15 protein-coding genes and 1 pseudogene are annotated in these 17,608 nt (G+C 59.8%); 11 read left to right on the forward strand and 5 right to left on the reverse strand.

Annotated elements, in window-relative coordinates; genetic code table 11:
- Position 1: 1 nt before the first annotated feature.
- Positions 2–3,496, reverse strand: coding sequence for a YhaN family protein (locus tag PP1Y_RS07635; protein ID WP_013831713.1), 3,495 nt, complete (start codon positions 3,494–3,496; stop codon positions 2–4).
- Complete coding sequence (locus PP1Y_RS07640) at positions 3,483–4,736, reverse strand: DNA repair exonuclease (protein ID WP_041559191.1); 1,254 nt, start codon at positions 4,734–4,736, stop codon at positions 3,483–3,485. Before PP1Y_RS07640 ends, PP1Y_RS07635 begins: the two co-directional genes overlap by 14 nt.
- Positions 4,737–4,971: 235 nt before the next feature.
- On the opposite strand from PP1Y_RS07640, the gene PP1Y_RS07645 reads away from it, so the two are divergent.
- From PP1Y_RS07645 to PP1Y_RS07670, 6 genes are all read left to right on the forward strand, one after another.
- Positions 4,972–5,949: an ArdC family protein gene (locus PP1Y_RS07645; RefSeq protein WP_013831715.1), complete on the forward strand. Its 978-nt coding sequence runs from the start codon at positions 4,972–4,974 to the stop codon at positions 5,947–5,949.
- Positions 5,946–6,344 carry a DUF2958 domain-containing protein gene (locus tag PP1Y_RS07650; protein ID WP_013831716.1) on the forward strand — a complete coding sequence of 133 codons (399 nt, stop codon included), beginning with the start codon at positions 5,946–5,948 and terminating at the stop codon, positions 6,342–6,344. The genes PP1Y_RS07645 and PP1Y_RS07650 overlap by 4 nt, the downstream gene beginning before the upstream one ends.
- A gap of 139 nt (positions 6,345–6,483) precedes the next feature.
- Complete coding sequence (locus PP1Y_RS07655; protein ID WP_041558665.1) at positions 6,484–8,601, forward strand: ParB/RepB/Spo0J family partition protein; 2,118 nt, start codon at positions 6,484–6,486, stop codon at positions 8,599–8,601.
- A gap of 133 nt (positions 8,602–8,734) precedes the next feature.
- On the forward strand, positions 8,735–9,241 hold the full coding sequence (locus tag PP1Y_RS07660; RefSeq protein WP_013831718.1) for a hypothetical protein: 507 nt from the start codon (positions 8,735–8,737) through the stop codon (positions 9,239–9,241).
- 71 nt (positions 9,242–9,312) lie between these two features.
- The gene (locus tag PP1Y_RS07665; protein ID WP_013831719.1) at positions 9,313–9,738 is read left to right on the forward strand and encodes a hypothetical protein; all 426 of its coding nucleotides are present in this window, start codon (positions 9,313–9,315) and stop codon (positions 9,736–9,738) included.
- A 46-nt stretch (positions 9,739–9,784) separates the two neighbouring features.
- The gene (locus PP1Y_RS07670) at positions 9,785–10,633 is read left to right on the forward strand and encodes a hypothetical protein (RefSeq protein ID WP_013831720.1); all 849 of its coding nucleotides are present in this window, start codon (positions 9,785–9,787) and stop codon (positions 10,631–10,633) included.
- A gap of 45 nt (positions 10,634–10,678) precedes the next feature.
- Here PP1Y_RS07670 and PP1Y_RS07675 read toward each other — a convergent pair whose 3' ends face one another.
- The 3 genes from PP1Y_RS07675 to PP1Y_RS07685 are packed head-to-tail and all read right to left on the reverse strand — an operon-like array spanning position 10,679 to position 12,966.
- On the reverse strand, positions 10,679–12,073 hold the full coding sequence (locus tag PP1Y_RS07675; RefSeq protein WP_013831721.1) for an exonuclease domain-containing protein: 1,395 nt from the start codon (positions 12,071–12,073) through the stop codon (positions 10,679–10,681).
- 18 nt (positions 12,074–12,091) lie between these two features.
- A complete protein-coding gene (locus PP1Y_RS07680; RefSeq protein ID WP_013831722.1) occupies positions 12,092–12,610 on the reverse strand; it encodes an ImmA/IrrE family metallo-endopeptidase in 519 nt (172 codons plus the stop codon).
- Positions 12,610–12,966 (reverse strand): helix-turn-helix transcriptional regulator, encoded by a 357-nt coding sequence (locus tag PP1Y_RS07685; protein WP_013831723.1) that lies wholly within the window; start codon positions 12,964–12,966, stop codon positions 12,610–12,612. The genes PP1Y_RS07680 and PP1Y_RS07685 overlap by 1 nt, the downstream gene beginning before the upstream one ends.
- A 131-nt stretch (positions 12,967–13,097) precedes the next feature.
- On the opposite strand from PP1Y_RS07685, the gene PP1Y_RS07690 reads away from it, so the two are divergent.
- The 5 genes and pseudogenes from PP1Y_RS07690 to PP1Y_RS07710 form a co-directional block, all read left to right on the forward strand.
- The gene (locus tag PP1Y_RS07690) at positions 13,098–13,388 is read left to right on the forward strand and encodes a hypothetical protein (protein ID WP_232512578.1); all 291 of its coding nucleotides are present in this window, start codon (positions 13,098–13,100) and stop codon (positions 13,386–13,388) included.
- A gap of 16 nt (positions 13,389–13,404) precedes the next feature.
- Entirely contained in the window at positions 13,405–13,593 is a 189-nt protein-coding gene (locus tag PP1Y_RS07695; protein ID WP_041558666.1) for a hypothetical protein, read from the forward strand.
- Between the two features lie 12 nt (positions 13,594–13,605).
- Positions 13,606–14,118 (forward strand): SLATT domain-containing protein, encoded by a 513-nt coding sequence (locus PP1Y_RS07700; RefSeq protein ID WP_013831725.1) that lies wholly within the window; start codon positions 13,606–13,608, stop codon positions 14,116–14,118.
- Positions 14,119–14,122: 4 nt separating this feature from the next.
- Positions 14,123–14,893, forward strand: a complete 771-nt coding sequence (locus PP1Y_RS07705; protein ID WP_013831726.1) for a nucleotidyltransferase — start codon at positions 14,123–14,125, stop codon at positions 14,891–14,893.
- A 148-nt stretch (positions 14,894–15,041) separates the two neighbouring features.
- Positions 15,042–17,597 (forward strand): annotated as a pseudogene (locus PP1Y_RS07710) (strawberry notch-like NTP hydrolase domain-containing protein); the annotation flags it as partial.
- Positions 17,598–17,608: the final 11 nt, after the last annotated feature.

Consider the following 17,608-nt stretch of genomic DNA (forward strand, 5'->3'; position numbering starts at 1 on the left):
TTCATCCAGCCAAAGTAGCTCGATCCAGATCGATGATGTTGGCAAGGCCTTGTTGCGCCAGCGGTTCGGCGAGGCCCCGGACGCTGCGATGGTGTGTGAACAGCAGGACCTGGTTGGTCTTGCCGAACTCGGCGAGCAGGTCGAGCGTGGACCGGCTGCGCTCATCATCGAAATGCACCAGAATGTCGTCCGCGATGAAGGGCAGCGGCTCCGTCGCACTGGCATAATTCTCAAGACTTGCCAGCCGGAAGGCGAGGAAAAGCTGGTCGCGGGTGCCGTCGCTCATGGTAGCAACCGCAGCAATACCGCCATTGGCTCGCCGTCCAACCACGACCGGATGGCCTTTGTCATCGATATCGGTCTCGATTCCGGCAAATTCACCGAGTGTCGTTGCCGTGAACAGCTCGCCTGCCCGCGCAATGAGCGGATCTTGCTGCTCTGCGCGGATCGTTGCCATGGCCGACGTCACCAATTCGCGCGCAACCGATAACTCGAGATAGCGCTCGAGGGCGAGATGCATCTGCGCTGCCGCCGCTTCGCGTTCGGCAACGGCGTGATTGACCTCGCTCTGGCTCAGATAGGCAGCAAGGTCGTCCTTTGCGGCCTTCTCGGCGAGAATGGCTGCCTCGATTTCGCTCTCGATCTCGCTAGCACGCGATGTCTGCTCGGTCAGTTCCGCGCGAACCTCATCGAGGTCGCGTTCATCCCATTCCGCCCGCAAGGCAGCGAGATCAAGCTTGTCGCCCACGTCCGTCGCGGTGCGTTCCGCCAGAGCGATCTCATTGCACAAAGCCATACGTGCTTCACACCGTGAAGCTGCTTCCAGAAGGGCCCCATCATCGCCGCCATCAAGTTTTGCCGAAGCCGCGAGCGTCGCCAGCTCCTCCCGAGCGGTGCCAAGGGCCTCTTGCGCCTGGTCGGCCTCGACCTTCGCCTCTTCAAAGTCGGGCAGCACCCCGTCATATTGCGTTTGCGCTGTTGCGTTGTCGGTAAATCGGGCCAGCACCATCTGCGCTGCAACCACACAGTCTTCGCCGATCTCGATGGCGAGTTCGGTCGCGAGGCTGCGGACATCCTTCGCAAGGCTCGTCTCGTCGTCGTCCATGCGCTTTAGCCGCTGGCGGGCCTGCCCTATTGCCGTAAGCACACCGCGTGCGCCCACCCATTCGGTGACCGCACTGTTGGCATCTGCCGGAGAAATGTCGGGTTTGAGCCCCAGCGCACCTGTTGCCGCAGGCCATGCCGCATCCCAGGCGGCCTGTGCGTCCGACAATTGTTGCACTTCCGCCTCAACCAGCTTGTGCTGCCGCGCCAATTCCTCCCGGTCCCGCGTGTCCCTGCCATATTCGGCATGTGCTTGTTCGTGCCGGGAAATGGCGTTTTGCACCGCGCTGACCCGGGCCGCGAACGACAATGTGGTATCGAGCTTGCGGCTCTGTTCGATTCGCTCGAGCAGCTCAACGGCCGGCGCAAGCTGGGCCTCTTCCAAAGCCAGTGCATTTGCCGAATTCCGCAAGCGTTCTGATTCATCCAGCACCAATTGTCGGGCCTGGGCAAATTGGAGCAGCGACGCCAGTTCTGGGTGTTTGACCAGAACTTGCGGAAAACTGTTCCCCCATTGCGCGATGCGCACTTCGCCTTGTGCGACAAGCGCGGCCGTCTCGGCCTCTGCCGCCGTGACCGCAGTCCTTGCCTCTGCGACGCGCCGCAACGCGAGTGCGAGCGATGCAGCCCGTTCTGCCTCTGCGGCGCGGCGATCGGCAAGTTCGTCTGCAGACACGATTGCCGTTTCCAGACCGTCAGCAACGGCCAGGCGAGCAGCGCCGTCATCGGGCAGCTGTCCCGCGACATATGCCGTCTTTATCGGCCTCCAGGCATCGGCACGCAGAGTGCGCGCCTCGGCAAGTGACGCATCACTTGCAATGGTCCCGGATGCCTGAAGCGAGCCAATCTCAGCCTCACCAGCGGAAATGTCGCGCTCGGCCTGTCGCTTCAGCTTGGCCTGATCCTCGATCTGCGAGGTCAATGTCTCGCGCGCGGCCTGCTCACTGCGAATATCGTCAACGCTGGGGCATGGCAGGGTGGCAAGCGCATCGATGGTATCGAAGCCAAGCGCCTTGAGCCGTCCGGTCAATGTTGCGCTGTCAGTTTCCAGCACCTGCTGACGTGCCTGGTGCGCCGACTTCTGGGCCGCAAGGCTGGCAAAGGCCGATGACGACGCCTCGGGCGGAGCATCATGCCCCGCCAGGCGTGCCGCTTCCAAACGATCGTCAATTGCCGCAAGCGAAGCCGCCAGTTCGCCAAGGCGCTTTCTGGCAGAAGCCAGACTTGGACGGCGCTCCACCATCTCGTCGGCAGCTGAGCGCACAAGATCGAGGGCAGACGGGTCCGGGATCAGTGGTGCAAGGTCCACATCGGCCGGCAGGCCCAGCATCCGGCGCAGCGCCGCTAGTTGAGCCTCGCCGTCATCAATCTCGCGCTGACGATTGGCACGATCGGACCGGGCCTTGCTGACGTGAAGGGCGCGTTCAGCCAGATCACGCACCCGCTGTTCGGCGGCTTTGAGACCCGGGTTCACCACCAGCGCATCAAGCCGTGCCTTCAGGCGGTCCCGCCGCTCGATCGCGGCCTCGAGCCGCGTTTCAGCCTTGTTGCGCTGGTCCAGAGCAGTCCGCATCTTGGCCGCGAAATCATCCGGGAAGGACGCGACATCGTCGTAGCCGACCAGATCCAGTGTAAAGTTGGCCAGCTGACGCAAATAGGGCACGACTCGCAGGACGCGCTCCAGCCGGGACGTCGATGCGCCGAGGCTGCGCCTCTCTGATCGCAGGGCCTCGAGCTTTTCCGCGGCTGCGAGCGATGCCTTGCGCGTCTGCTCAAAGGTTTCTCGGGTCAGTTGCGCGCCGCGTGCCGTCTTCTCGGCTGCCTCGAATGCCGTCAGCTGCTGGTAGAAAACACGATTTACCGACCGCCTCGTATCGAAGAGCTTGTCCGCTTCGCCGTCGATACCTTCGAGGCGAGATACCAGCGTGCGCAAGCCGCCGCCTGCTTCGACGATCAGACGCCCGATGTCGCCATCGGCGTGAAGCAATCGCTCCCCGCCGTTGCGCAAGGTTTCGTGGTTCAGACCAAAGAGGGTTTCGAACCGCTCCCGTGTGATGGCACCCAGCACCGGCGCAAGGACGGTGTCATCGAGCGCCGTTCCAGACAGGTCAGCCAGTGTCTTGCCGTTGCCCTTGCGGCGCTTGAGCGTCACCGTGCTGCCATCAGCCATCAGCATCGTGGCCCCAATGCGCATGCCATCGTAGCCGAACAAACTGCCGCGCTGGGTATTCTTGGGGATCGAGAACAGGAAGTCGCTGATCGCCTCGAGACAGGTGCTCTTGCCTGCTTCATTGGCACCGTAGACCACCGTGAGGCCCGCTGTTTCCGGAATGGCGAGCTCGCGACTTGCGCAGCCGCCATATTTCTCAAGGCTGAGTTCAGTCAGGCGCATGACCAGCCTCGCTGACTAGACTGCGCGCAAGGGCTGCGGCGCGTTCGGGTATCTCGGCACGCATCTGCTCAATGAAGGCATCGGCATGTGCGCCAGCGGGCAGTTTCGTCCGAATCTCGGCAAGCCGCGCTTCGAGCACTTGCGCAATTGCGCTGTCCTGGCTGAGGCGGGTCACTTCCTGATCAAGCTTGCCAGCCACCGTTGGATCGACGGCGTCCGGGGCTTCAGGATGGGCCGTTTCCAACCTCAGCTTTTCGAGCCACACGTCATCCGAGAGCGTTGCCAGCAGTGTTTCCACGTCCTCCCGGAAAGCGGTGCGCTCGAGGATCAATCTGGAATGGAGCGGTGTCGTTCCAGTCACCGTCAGGCGCAGGGCAAGGGGCCGTCCATCGGCTTGCTCAGCGGCTTGGGCGATATGGCCGCGAATGAGATCCAGTAATTCGGGGTGTTCGCTCGTTCCCGACACATCAACTGTGATCGATGCCCAGCGCACCACATCCAGCGCGCGATGCTCGAGCCTGGTGACTCTGCCGTCATTGACTTTGACCAGGACGGCTCCCTTTGGACCCGTCTCTCGTGGGTGCCGGCCCTGAAGATTGCCGGGATAGACGATGTGCGGGTGCTCCCCGAGCACGGCATGGGCGTGGACGTGGCCTAGCGCCCAATAGTCATAGCCATGATTGGTGAGCTGCTCGGGCGTGCAGGGCGCATAGCGGGCGTGATGACCTTCGCTGCCCGCACAGGCCGTATGGAGAACGCCGATATTGAACAGTGCCTCGGTTGCTGACGGATATTCGCGCGCCAGATCTTCGGAGACGTCCGGGCGGGGGAAGCTCCGCCCATGGATCGCAACCCCGACATCATCGAGACGATGTGTGGCGGCCTTGGTCTTTGGAAAGACATGGACATTGCCGGAAAGGGACAGCTTGTCGGCAAAACGATTGGCGGAGTCATGGTTTCCAAGGACCATGAACACCGAGATGCCAGCTTCGTCCAGCCGGCGCATTCCCTCCATGAAGTAAAGACCCGTCTGGAAGTTACGCAGATCGCCATCGAAAATGTCACCGGCCAACAGCATGAACCGGCAGCCCTCATCGATCGCAAGGGCCACCAGGTTATCGAAGGCCTCACGCGACGCCGCCTCGACGCGCGCGGCATATTCCGCAGATTTACCCGCCAATCCAAGTAATGGACTGTCGAGGTGAAGATCAGCGGCATGTACAAAGGTGAATTCGGTCAATCGAAGGCCTCCCGTCTCCAGCATGGCACGAACCACCCTAAAATGTCTCGATAAAATCGGTCCAGAGCATGAGGGGAAAGCCTTCCCCTGCTGCTGAGCCCGCCCGGTCTCTTCAGACCCCTTCGTGCGGGACTGCCGCCCCGCAACGCCCCGCAAGAGGAAGAGGGCGTGATTGTCCCGTGACGGGCTGAGAGCGGCGAGAGAGGCTCGCTGTGGTCCGCCGCGGAGACCTGCTATGGCGCAACGACATGCTGCGCGCTCGAGACCTGAGCGTGCCAATCTTTACCAGCAAATCACCGACCGGATCATCGCTGATCTCGAGGCTGGGCGCGTCCCATGGGTTCAGCCCTGGGGAACGGCCAATGCCGGCATCGGCATGCCGCACAATGCTGTCAGTTCCCGTCGATACAGTGGCATCAATGTGCTTACCCTCTGGCATGCCGTCGTCTCCCGAGGCTTCTCAAACCATGCGTTCCTGACGTTCCGGCAGGCTGCGGCCTTGGGGGGCTCGGTGCGTCGCGGCGAACGCGGGGTCGGTATCATCTACACCCGCCGCTTTGTGCCCAGCAGCGAACGTCGCCGAGCGGATACCGAAGGCACCGCAACCAGTGGCGGGATTCCGTTCCTCAAGCATTTCACGGTGTTCTCGGTCGACCAGTGTGACGACCTGCCCGAACATATCTGTCTCCCGCCGCCGCCCATCCCGGATGGCCTGATCCTGCCACACGCCGAGGAGCTGATCACTGCTACGGGCGCCGACTTCCGCATCGGTGGCCCGTCCGCTTTTTACAGCCCGTCGCATGACTATGTCGCGGTGCCGCGCCCCGACGATTTCCATGAGCCGATCAACTGGCATCGCACGGCTTTTCACGAACTGGGCCATTGGACTGGCCATGCCACCCGGCTTGGCCGCGATCAGACCGGCAGCTTCGGCTCCAAGGACTATGGCCGCGAAGAATTGATCGCCGAAATGGCCGGAGCCTTTGTCTGCGCCGCACTTGGGATTGTGCCAAGCTTTCGCCACGCTGACTACATCGGCTCGTGGCTCCAGATTATCCGGGAAGACAATCGCGCCATCCTGCGCGCCGCCAGCGCTGCCTCCAAGGCGGCAGATTATATCCTCGCCTGTCGTAACACCGCATCGACTGGCCTTGATGTCGCTGGTGAGGACGAAGTCGACGGCTTCGACCTGGAAGGGAGGTTGGCGGCATGAACCTCCTCACCCCCGAAATCCGTGCGGCCTTGCTCGCGAACATGCTCGCGCGCCGCAATGCGCAGGCACAAGGCGAACGAGAGCCTGATCCGGTTCCCGTTGTCCGCTTCTTCAATCCGCTTGGCGCGGCCACTTGGCTTGCCACCGAACTCGACGAGGACGACATCCTGTTCGGCCTTGCCGATCTCGGCCTTGGCTGCCCTGAACTCGGCAGCTTTTCGTTGCGGGAATTGCAGTCGCTGCGTCTGCCGTTCGGCCTTGGTATCGAGCGGGATATCCTCTTCGACACCGCGTTGCCCATATCGGCCTACGTCGCGGCAGCCCGTCAGGCGGGTTCGATCCTGGGAGCTGAAAAGCTGCTGAGGGAACGCGCCATGCCAGAAGGGGATGGCTGAAATCTGGTAGCCTGGCGGCCTGCCAGATCGCGGGTTGGTCCGCTTGTGGCGGCCCTAGAGGAAGAGGAAGGCCAGGGCCTTCGTGACGGGCTTGGAAGCCGAGAGAGTGTCTCGCGGCGGCCCGTCATGGAGACCTGCAATGGCCAAACAGCCTGCAAAAATCACCCTCAGCCCGTCGCGTGACATTCCCTTCGACCATCTAATCCTGTCACAATCCAATGTCCGCCGCGTGAAGGCAGGCGTGTCGATCCCCGAACTTGCTGAGGATATCGCACGCCGGACTTTGCTTCAGAGCCTCAACGTGCGCCCGGTGCTTGATGCCGAAGGTCAGGAGACCGGCATCTTCGAAGTTCCGGCCGGTGGCCGACGCTACCGTGCCCTTGAGCATTTGGTGAAACAGAAGCGCCTGGCGCGCACCGCGCCGATTCCCTGCATCGTCAAGGCGGCGGACAATGACGTCTCGGCGGAAGAAGACAGCTATGCCGAAAACGCGCACCGGGAGCAGTTGCATCCGCTCGACCAGTTCCGGGCCATGCAAGCCATGGTCGACAAGGGTAGCGCCGCCGAAGACATCGCCGCGCATTTCATGACCACGCCCGCTGTCGTCCGCCAGCGTCTCAAACTGGCGTCGGTCTCGCCCAAACTCCACGACATTTACGCCGAGGACGGCATGTCGCTGGACCAGTTGATGGCGTTCACCGTGTCCGAAGATCATGAGCGCCATGAGCAGGTGTGGGAAATGCTGACCCACAGCTTCAACAAATCCGCCGCCTACATCCGCCAGCGCCTGACGGAAAACAGCGTCCGGGTTGCCGACAAGCGGGTGCGGTTCGTGTCCGTCGATGCCTATGTCGCGGCTGGCGGCGGCGTGATGCGCGACCTGTTCGAGGACGATGACGGGGGCTGGCTCACCGATCCCGCACTGCTCGACCGCTTGGTCGACGCGAAACTTGTAGCCGAGGGCAACCGCATTGGCACTGAAGGCTGGAAATGGGTGGCGACTGCCGTCGACCTGCCATGGAATGCGACCAACGGACACCGTGAGATCGTTGGCGCAGAATTGCCCATGACTGAGGACGAGCAGGCAAGGCTCACGGTGCTTCAGGCTGAAATCGAGCAGATCGAGACCGAATGGGCCGACGACCCCAACGTGCCGCAGGACGTCTATGCGCGGATCGAAGGGCTCGAAACGGAAATCGGCCAGCTGGTCGACCGGCCCATGATTTTCGATCCTGCCGAAATGGCAATCGCCGGTGCCTTTGTGACGATCGAGGCGGATGGTTCGCTTTGCATTGAGCGGGGCTACGTCCGAGCCGAAGACGAACCGGTGGTGGAAGTGGGCGGCGAAGACGATGGCTCCGGGGTCGATCCTGTTTCGGGCGAGCCCATACTTGGCGCAAACCACAACGGGACCGCACCAAGCGCCAGCGGTTCGGCACCTATCGGAACTGAAGAAGAAGATGCCGACGACGACATCCTCAAGCCGTTGCCCGACCGCTTGATTGCCGACCTGACCGCCTGGCGCACACTCGCGTTGCAGGATGCCTTTGCCCAAAGCCCCGCCACCGCCTTCGCGACGGTGTTGCACGCGCTCGTGCTCGACACCTTCTACAGCTACAGCCGCGAGAGCTGCCTGCAACTGTCGCTGAACCGGGTGTCCTTTGCCAATCCACCTGCAGGTCTGCGCGACAGTGCGCCCGCGCGGGCCATCGCCGAGCGCATGAAGCGCTGGGAGGATCGACTGCCAGAGTCCGACAAGGAACTTTGGGACGCGCTTCTGGCCTTCGATGCCGATGAGCAGGCTAGTCTGTTTGCCCATTGCACATCGCTCGCGGTGAACGCGCAGGCCGAGATCGTCCCTAAATACGACAATGGCCGGGTGTCGACGCATAGCATTGCACGCCGCATCGCTCACAGCCATGTGCTGGCGCATGCAGTCAGTCTTGATGTCGTGGCGGCAGGCTGGAAGCCCACAGTCGATGGCTATTTCCGCAGCGTGACCAAACCGCGCATCCTTGCCGATGTGACCGAAGCGCGCGGGGAGCAGTTCGCTGGCATGATCGATCACCTGAAAAAAGGCGACATGGCCCGCGAAGCGGAACGGCTGCTGGAAGATGCCGGTTGGCTTCCAGAGCCGCTGCGCACGCCCGACGCCGACGGTGGTCATGGCGCAACGCCTGACGTTGATCGTGAAGGGCTCGAGCTCCCCGCGTTCCTTGACGATGACGAGGCGGCTTACGCGATCGCCGCCGAATGATCCGAACCGCGCGGGTTCAACATCCCGATTGTTTTATCTCACTCCGGCCCGGCCACCACGCCGGGCCGCCTCTTTTTGGGGAGACTGCAAATGCGGAAAACCAAAACTCCCGGGCCCTCCTGCGGAAGACGCCATGGTTGACTATCATTCACCAACGGTCGTGCAACCGGATATACCAGTCGCGGCGATGACCCCGCTCGAACGCCGTTTGCTGTGCGAACTGTTCGAGCATGAAGGCAATGACCAAGCGGTCTACTTTTTCGCCAGCGATAATGTCGCCGACACGGCTTGGATCGCGACCGCTGAGCTGGTCGAATTGCTCGGTCAGGATAATGGCATGGTCAGTCGCATCGCTGACGTGGTGCGCGCGGAAATCGCCAAGGGTGATCTTGGCGAAGACGAGTTCGAGCTCGATTTCTCGATGATCGGCTATGACCTGATCTTCCAGGACATTGTGCGGCGATCGCCTGACCTTGACCATGTGCAGATCATCGCAGCGTGGACTTGCACGAAGATGCGGCCCGACGGCTTTGGCGGGATGGCGACCGTCATAACGGCTGACGAGGTTCATTCGATGTCGACCGCGTCCTACATCGAAGAGGTGCTCGGGCGTTTGGGCGAGCTACCGCCCTCCACCTGAAATTTCCCGTCCAATCATCCCAAGAAGCCCGGCCATTGCGCCGGGTTTTCGCGTTTCAAGGAGACCTGAAAATGTCAGCGCAATACCTCTACGACACCGCCCCCTTGGGCAGCCTCATCCGTTATTCTAACGGCGAGCCGCGCCCGCCCGAGCGTTTCCGCCGCAAACTTGCCGCTTGGAACAACGACAATGGCACCGGCCGCCTCGTTGAGCGCTACCCCGGCCAGGTTACCGACAACTACCGTTCGCCGGCGCATTTCATGCTCCATCTGGCGACCTACGGCACTCAGGGCGTCATCGTCATGACCGTGCGCCGCGCCTACAGCGTCGAAAGCCCGCTCAATTTCGAGATCATCGACGTGCCGAAACCTGGGCAAGTGCGTGTCTTGACCACGTTTCGGGAAAGGACGAATTGCGCCACCTCGCGGCCGACATGTCATCGGCAGAAGCATGGATGCGCGACAATCCCTATTCCGGGATGCGCGCCGAGATCGTGACCGACGCTGATCTGGCAGTTTTGCCCTCTGAACTCAGGAGGGCGGCATGAACGACATCAGTGTCGAATATGGCACGACGAGCGACGGCCTTATGGCCGCACGGGTCGATGGGCTCGCCTATATCGCCATTCCGCTCAAGGAAGGCTTCTCGATCGTGTCCGGCTGGAAGCTCAACCGGCCGATTGGCGAATGGTCCCGGTCAGATGTCTATTGCGCCGAAGGTGCCGTGGCTGATGAAGTCTCCTTCCGCGCCTATATTGCCGACATCGCGCTGCATGTCCGCCAACGCAACGCGCTCGGTCGCGTCGATACGATCCTGCGCGTTTCCACGCCTTGGGGCATGTCTCAATCGGCGACCATCTACGCGGAGGGGATCGTCTTTCATTCCACTGCCGGCCATGGCGGCTTCAAGCTCGACCGGGCACGCAATGCGGGGATGGATCCCGCGTTGCGACTATCTGGCGGCTGGTATGAAGAAGACGCCGAATGGGCGCTCGTCGCCGCAGGTTACCCGGACCTGTTCACCTACCGCGAACAGGCAATGGCAGACAGAGCGATGCGCGATTGGTATCCCGATGCTTGGGAGGCCGTCCATGGCCGCACGTTGTCAGCGGCGGAATCATTCACTCGCGACCGCCAGCAGTTTGCCCGCCGCCACGAAAAGGACTGGGTGGTGATTTCTGCCGTTCGATCATCCGATCATCCTGGCATGGTAGAGGCGCTGGCCACCGTCGGAGGGGATCGGAATAGCGACGAAACGCGACGATTTCTGGTGTCGGTTGGGGAGTATGCTGCTGGACGGCACGGGTTCGTTATCAATCCTTCGGCGCACCCTGAGATGGTACGGTCCTCCAGCATCCTATCGGGTTGTCGATTGGCTGGAATGTCAGAGTGACACAATCTTCAGACACCATTCCTGGCCGCGCTTACTCGGAAAAAACTATGCCAAAGCAGCCACTTTAGCGGTCAGATAATCATGGTAACCTTGAAGCAGCGAAAGATCTGCGGCCGCTGCGCTTGCCATGAGCTTTTCACATTCTGACCGGGCTTTCGTCAATGTCGTCCACTTGACCCCGCTGTCATCCGGAGCGGCGATCCGCGAATAGATATGCGCAGAGATTTCTTGTTGGCAGACGAGGGGCAAACAGTTTGGATCGTGGGCAAAAATGAGACGCTTGGCCAAGAAGCCAAACTTGGGATTTTGAAATTGACTGGCCAGCGTATGGCGGTGTTCCCACGGCATCGCATGAAATTGCGTCATCAGCTGCTCATCAGCATTTCCTGCAAACCCCTCATAGATTTGCTTTTCAACGTGTTCGTTGGGCCCATACACAGTTTTGGTAGCCTCATACGCGGCCAGCAAACGGGTTTTGAGTGCGTCGTCGCTGCGAAGATCACTAGCCCGAACCGCAATGTCATCCTGCGTCAGATCACCGAAAAGGTGGTCGGGCACATCCTCTAGCGGCGTCATGGTCGGCGCGGCGTTGGCTTTGATTTTGCGAAGCGGCTTTGGTGAGCTGACTACGAGACTTTGCAACTGAGCATCGGTCAGATTGCGAAACTTATCGAGATCGTGTGCCAGGTCGAAACAGACCGAAACATTGGACTGTTCGCTGTCCTGACCAATCCGCAATACCGGCATATGCTTGGGACGGTTGAAGTAGAATTCCGTCAGGAGGAATGGCTCATCTTCATCCAAAAACTCGGCGGCCGCGGCTCTTTGCGTGAACCGCAAAAAACGATTCCACAGATCGCCAGCGCCGTCCCGAACAAGGCGGCACATGTGAATCGTAGCCTCTACATCCGACAATGCATCATGGGCATTGTCATGAGCAAAGCCGTTAGCGGGTGCGAGTTGGTCGAGCTTGAAAACTGGCTTGCCGTTGCCACCATAGGGAACGGTCACACAATCTGGTTCAAATTCAGTACAGGCTTGAACGAGGGGCAACACGTCACCCCGGCAATTACCGTCGCGATTGGTCAGATATGGATTGTGCAGAGTTTGGTAGAAGGCTTGGCGCATGAGCTCTTCGTCAAACCGCAGACTGTTGTAGCCAAGAAAAATGGCCGGCGACCATTCGGCCAGCTTGCTGCGAACGGCTCTGACCATCTCGTAGTGCGATGGCGTGGCGGGATCGTGCAGCCGATCGATGGTCATTTTGGTGACACGAAGTGCGCCTGGAGCTGGAACAATGAACGGCAGGAGCCGAGAACGTACCTCAAAGCGTTCCAGGATGTTCAGGTCTTCGTCGGTCCTGATTGCCGCAAATTGCAAAATCTGATCGAAGGAGGTGTCAATGCCAGTCGTCTCGGTATCGTAAAAGACAAACCCCATGCGCCCCTCCGCAGTCAGCTAGATGTATGAGGAGAGTCTATTTTGCAACGCTGTCACGCTCACACGAAAACGCTTGGCGAGCGCCTTCATACCAACCTCATCGTCAATATCTAGGCTTTCAATTCCTTCGATTTGACTGATAAATTGCTTTGGCATCAGGAGTTCCGAGGCAAACGCATTAGCCTGTACCTCAACCCGGTCAGTCCCTTGAGTCGCCAACTCGCCGCGCCAGAGCGTAAAGCCTTTGTCTACATGCACCGTGCCATCAATCAGTTCGCGGTGCATGATGTGGTGCCCCAGTTCATGGGCGATGGTGAACCGTTGGCGATTGGGATGGTGGAGCGCATTGACCCCGATCACTGACACGCCGTCTTTGATGAGCGCCATGCCCGAAAGCTCCTGATCGAGCGGCGAAAAGCGCACGGCTATGCCGAGACTTTTTGCAATTTTCTCGACTGGCACCGGTAGCGCCGTCACAGCGTATTCTGTCAGGATACGCTGCGCGTGGTCACGAGCAATTTGAGCTGGGCTGGTCACTAGGAATCGTCCGAAGCAGCAAGCGTTGTGCCGTTGCCAAACATGCCCATCAGCGCATCGCTCACCTGAGCCTTTTGACGCTCTGAAATGTCACTGCGCGAAATGGGGACAACCATATCGTTTTCGCCACGCACTAGCGACTTGGGCAAAAGTTGCATGATCGACGGCAGCTTCAGGGCTTCCGCAAACAGATACACTTGATGCAGCAAAACCTTCTGTCGACCGGACTCAATATTAGCGATTGAGGCGCGGGAAATGCCCACCTTCACAGCAACTTGTGCTTGTGTGAGGCCAATGGCTTTTCGCCTTATCGCCACAGCTTCCCCCAACGCCGAATAGATTGACCACTCGTTCATGGCCGTGCCTTTGAACCAATACGCCAGCTATGTCAATCACACAAACATATGTTTGTGTGATTGACATAGCATATGTTTGCATTGACGCTATTTCCAAATCCCGTCATATAGCGAATCGAGGCAAGGGCATCGTGCTCGAGTCCAAGCAGAAAGGAACTGCCATGCAGCTCGAAGGTGCTGTCATTAAGGAACAAGGCCAGACCTTCGCGGTCGTGGTGGTCAAGCGTCATGTCACTGACAATCGGCATGAAGCGTCGTCGGCAATGCAGAGTTTTAGTCGCTGCTTTCCGGGAATGCCGATTGTCCTGATGTCTCAGGATTCTCGCGGGGTGCCGACATATTTCGGTCGCCGCGACATTGCCAATTTTCTTTCTGGGGTGCCGACCAACGCCATCCCTTGGAAGCGTTACACGTTCAACTAAGATCACAGGAGCATTTATGGCCAAGAATACCGGCAACAACTTTCGTCGCGGCGCAGTTACAGCCCGTACCCAATTTGAGCGCCCCGATGGCAACTACCAGAAGCGCAACGAGCGCACTGGCGAGTTTATGAGCGTCAAGAATGGCGGATCGCCGTTCAAGGGCGTCGCCAAAGAACCCGATGGGCGCGACAGCCCCAATTCGTGATACAATTATCGCATGTCTAACCCAACCCCCGTGCCCACCCCGAAGGATGCAATCCGCCTCGAACTTGAGCGGATCGAAGAGGATTGCATCCATTCCGGCAAATCTCACTTCAACGCTCACGAGCGGTGGAGCCGGTTTCATTATTGGCTGGGAATCCCGTCGGTCATTTTAAGTAGCATCGCGGGCTTGGCCTTTTTTAAGGACTACCCCGAAATCGGTGGCGCGATTGCATCGGTGGTTGCCGTCTTGACCGCACTATCGACATTCTTGAAGCCGTTTGAACGTGCCGCATCGCACAAGAGTTCCGGCGATCAATATCTCTCGCTCAGAAATGATGCGCGCGTATTCCGGCAGATTCGGCTTGAAAACGTCTGTGACGACCAGTCGGCGATTGACGGCTTGGATGAGTTCACCAAGCGCAGAAACGAATTGAACCAAGCCAGTCCACAGTTTTCAACCAAGGATTTCAAGGTCGCCCGAGACGGGATCGATGCTGGCGAATCCACTCATGCAGTCGATAAATAATCATATGACAGTCAACAGTTACCTCACCAATCGTGCCAGCAACGCAATACTTTCAACCGGCGAACAGGATTCAATAAACCGTTCGGTTGCTACCTTGCAAACGCGCCTCAATTCATATTTTGGTTCCAAACTAAACAGCCATTTTCGTTTTGGTTCTTCTACGCGCGGTACGATTTTGCCTCGCAGCATGGATGGTCATTCCGATATTGATTACATGGTGGTGTTTGCCGAAGGGGGCTATACCCCTCAAACCTACCTCAACCGCCTTCGGGCCTTCGTCGATGCCTATTACTCATCGTCAGACATCAAGCAGTCCTCACCGACCATCGTGCTGGAACTCAACCACATCAAATTTGACCTTGTGCCCGCACTTGCCAACATGTGGGGAGGCTACCAGATTCCAGATGGAACAAGCGCGTGGCAAAATACAAACCCTAATGATTTCAATGGCAAGCTGACCGAAAAGAACACTGCTAATCACCACCTCATCAAGCCGACCATCAGGCTCGTGAAGTTTTGGAATGCCCAGAACGGCTATGTCTTTGATTCATACTCGCTGGAAAAATGGATTGTCGATCAATCATATTTCTACATCAGCACCCAGCGTGACTACCTGCTTGAAACATTCGAAAAATTGGCAACGCCAACCGATACGCAATGGCGAAAAGACAAGGTTGAGCGCGCCAAGAAGATTGTGGCTGAGGTTCGCAGGCTTGAGCGCGAGAATATGCCTGTTTCCGCTGAGCTTGAGATCAAAAAACTCATCCCGGAGTAATGGCGGATCGGCTCATTCCAATTAACTGACCAATATGCATCAGGCTGTAATCGAGTGAGAGGCTAGCCGGGAGCGGGCGAACCGCCCGGGTTTGAGAGAGAGTGTCCGGGCGTGATCCGCCCTTTCTGCTCTCCCGGAGATCCCACCAATGGCCCACATCCTTACGGACGCAGCGCTTGGCGCTGCGCCGCTCGCCACGCATTGCGCATTTGACGCGCGTGCGCGTGCGCTGCTGACCGCAGTAACCTCGCTTCTACCCCTGCTCGAAATCGGGCGGCCCGTTGAATCCGCCTGTTTGCGCGAGGCAATGACGGCAGCCTTTGGCGGCACCGATGCTGAAGGCGCATGGGATTGGAAGAGTGCCTATGATGCCTGTGAGGTTGCACAAATCCTTTTCCTGCGCCGTTTTGGCCCGGCAATCTTGTCACGCGGTGGCCCTCGATCTCGCTCCCTTGCGCTGATCGAACGAGTTTCGGCTCTCTTGCCGACCCACACCCGGCGCTCTGAAACCAGCCAGGCCTTGCAACAATATTCGACGCCTGCGGGTCTATCGTTCGTGGCCGTTGTCGCTGCTTCGATTGGCGCGGGCGAAACTGTGCTCGAACCTTCTGCCGGCACGGGCATGTTGGCGATTCAGGCCGAACTGGCGGGTGCACAGCTCGTGCTGAATGAACTCGCTGAAGGCAGGGCAGCACTGCTGTCACGCTTGTTCTCAGGCGTGGCTGTCAGCGGACATGACGCGGCGTCGATTGATGATCGCTTGCCCATTTCCGCGCGCCCGAGCGTTATCCTCATGAACCCGCCATTTTCGGCCGTCGCGCATGTCGACCGGACGATGAAGGACGCCGCGCTTCGCCATATCGCTTCCGCCTTGGCCCAGCTCGAGCATGGGGGGCGGCTGGTGGTCATTACCGGCGCTGGCTGTTCTCCGGATGCTCCAGCATGGCGCGATGCTTTCATCCGGCTGCAGGGGACCGGACGTGTGGTCTTCACCGCCGCCATCGACGGCAAGGTCTATCGCAAGCACGGCACGACGATCGACACGCGATTGACGGTGATCGACAAGCTGCCAGCTTCCGATCCCACGACTTTCGTTCCGAGTGCAGGGACTGCTTCTGATACCGCGACCTTGCTCAAATGGGTCGAAGCGCAGGTGCCGCCGCGCGGACCGATTGCCCCATTGCCCCGTGCCGGACTGCATTGCGCTTCTTCGCCGTCGCCCGCGAGCCGCGCGGTTGCTCGAACTGCCCCGATCAATCCCGTGGTCGATGCCGATGCGCCTGAACTCACCTATTCGACTGCTGACTGGGCTCCGCCCGAGGGGCAACTCGGTGACAGCATCTACGAACGATATGGACTTCAATCGGTCGCCATTCCCGGCGCATTACCGCACCCGACGCCGCTGGTTCAATCGGCGTCAATGGCCTCGGTGGCCCCGCCGAAACCAACCTATCGCCCGCACTTGCCCGAGCACCTGTTGGCTGACGGCGTGTTGTCCGACGCGCAGTTGGAATCCGTAATCTACGCTGGCGAGGCCCATTCCGGGCATCTGGCAGGCGCATGGACCGTTGACGAAACATGGGATCTCGTCTCGGCGGCGGCTGAAGAAAACGACGCAGCCATCCGCTTTCGCCGTGGCTGGTTTCTGGGTGACGGCACGGGTGCGGGCAAAGGCCGTCAGGTCGCAGGCATTATTCTCGACAACTGGCTAAAAGGCCGCCGCCGTTCACTCTGGGTTTCGGTATCGGACCGCCTGCTTGAGGATGCTCAGCGCGACTGGTCAGCTTTGGGGCAGGAACGACTGCTGGTGACGCCCTTGTCACGCTACCGGCAGGGTTCCCCTATCAAGCTGGCGGGAGGCATCTTGTTCACGACCTATGCGACCCTGCGTTCGCAGGAGCGGGGCGGCAAGGCGAGCCGGGTTCAGCAGATCGTCGATTGGCTTGGCCGTGACTTTGATGGTGTCATCATCTTTGACGAGGCGCACGCCATGGCCAATGCCGCAGGCGGCAAAGGCGCGCGCGGCGACGTCTCAGCGTCGCAGCAGGGCCGGGCAGGCCTGCGGTTGCAACATGCCCTGCCCAATGCCCGCATCGTCTATGTCTCGGCCACCGGCGCCACGACGGTGCAGAACCTCGCCTATGCCCAGCGGCTTGGGCTGTGGGGCGGCGAAGACTTCCCTTTTGCCTCACGCGCCGACTTCGTGGCCGCGATTGAGGATGGCGGCGTCGCAGCCATGGAAGTTCTGGCCCGCGATCTGAAGGCGCTCGGCCTCTACGCTGCCCGCTCATTGTCATTCGACGGCGTCGAATATGACCTGCTCGAGCACCAACTGACCCCTGAGCAGGTGCGGATTTACGATTCCTATGCCGGGGCATTTCAGGTCATTCACGCCCATCTCGATGCGGCGCTCGAAGCATCGGGCGTCACCAGTGCATCCCATGGGACCTTGAACGCACAGGCCCGATCGGCAGCGCGATCCGCGTTCGAAAGCGCCAAGCAGCGTTTCTTCAACCACCTGATCACCGCAATGCAGACGCCAAGCACCATTCAGGCGATGCAGCGCGATCTTGAGGCTGGCCATGCCTGCGTTGTTCAGATCGTCTCAACCGGCGAAGCCCTTCAGGAACGCCGTCTTGCCGAAATCCCGACCGAGGAATGGGATGACGTTTCCGTGGACATCACGCCGCGTGAATATGTGTTATCTGGATCTCC

The organism is Novosphingobium sp. PP1Y (genome assembly GCF_000253255.1).
Taxonomy (GTDB): Bacteria; Pseudomonadota; Alphaproteobacteria; order Sphingomonadales; family Sphingomonadaceae; genus Novosphingobium.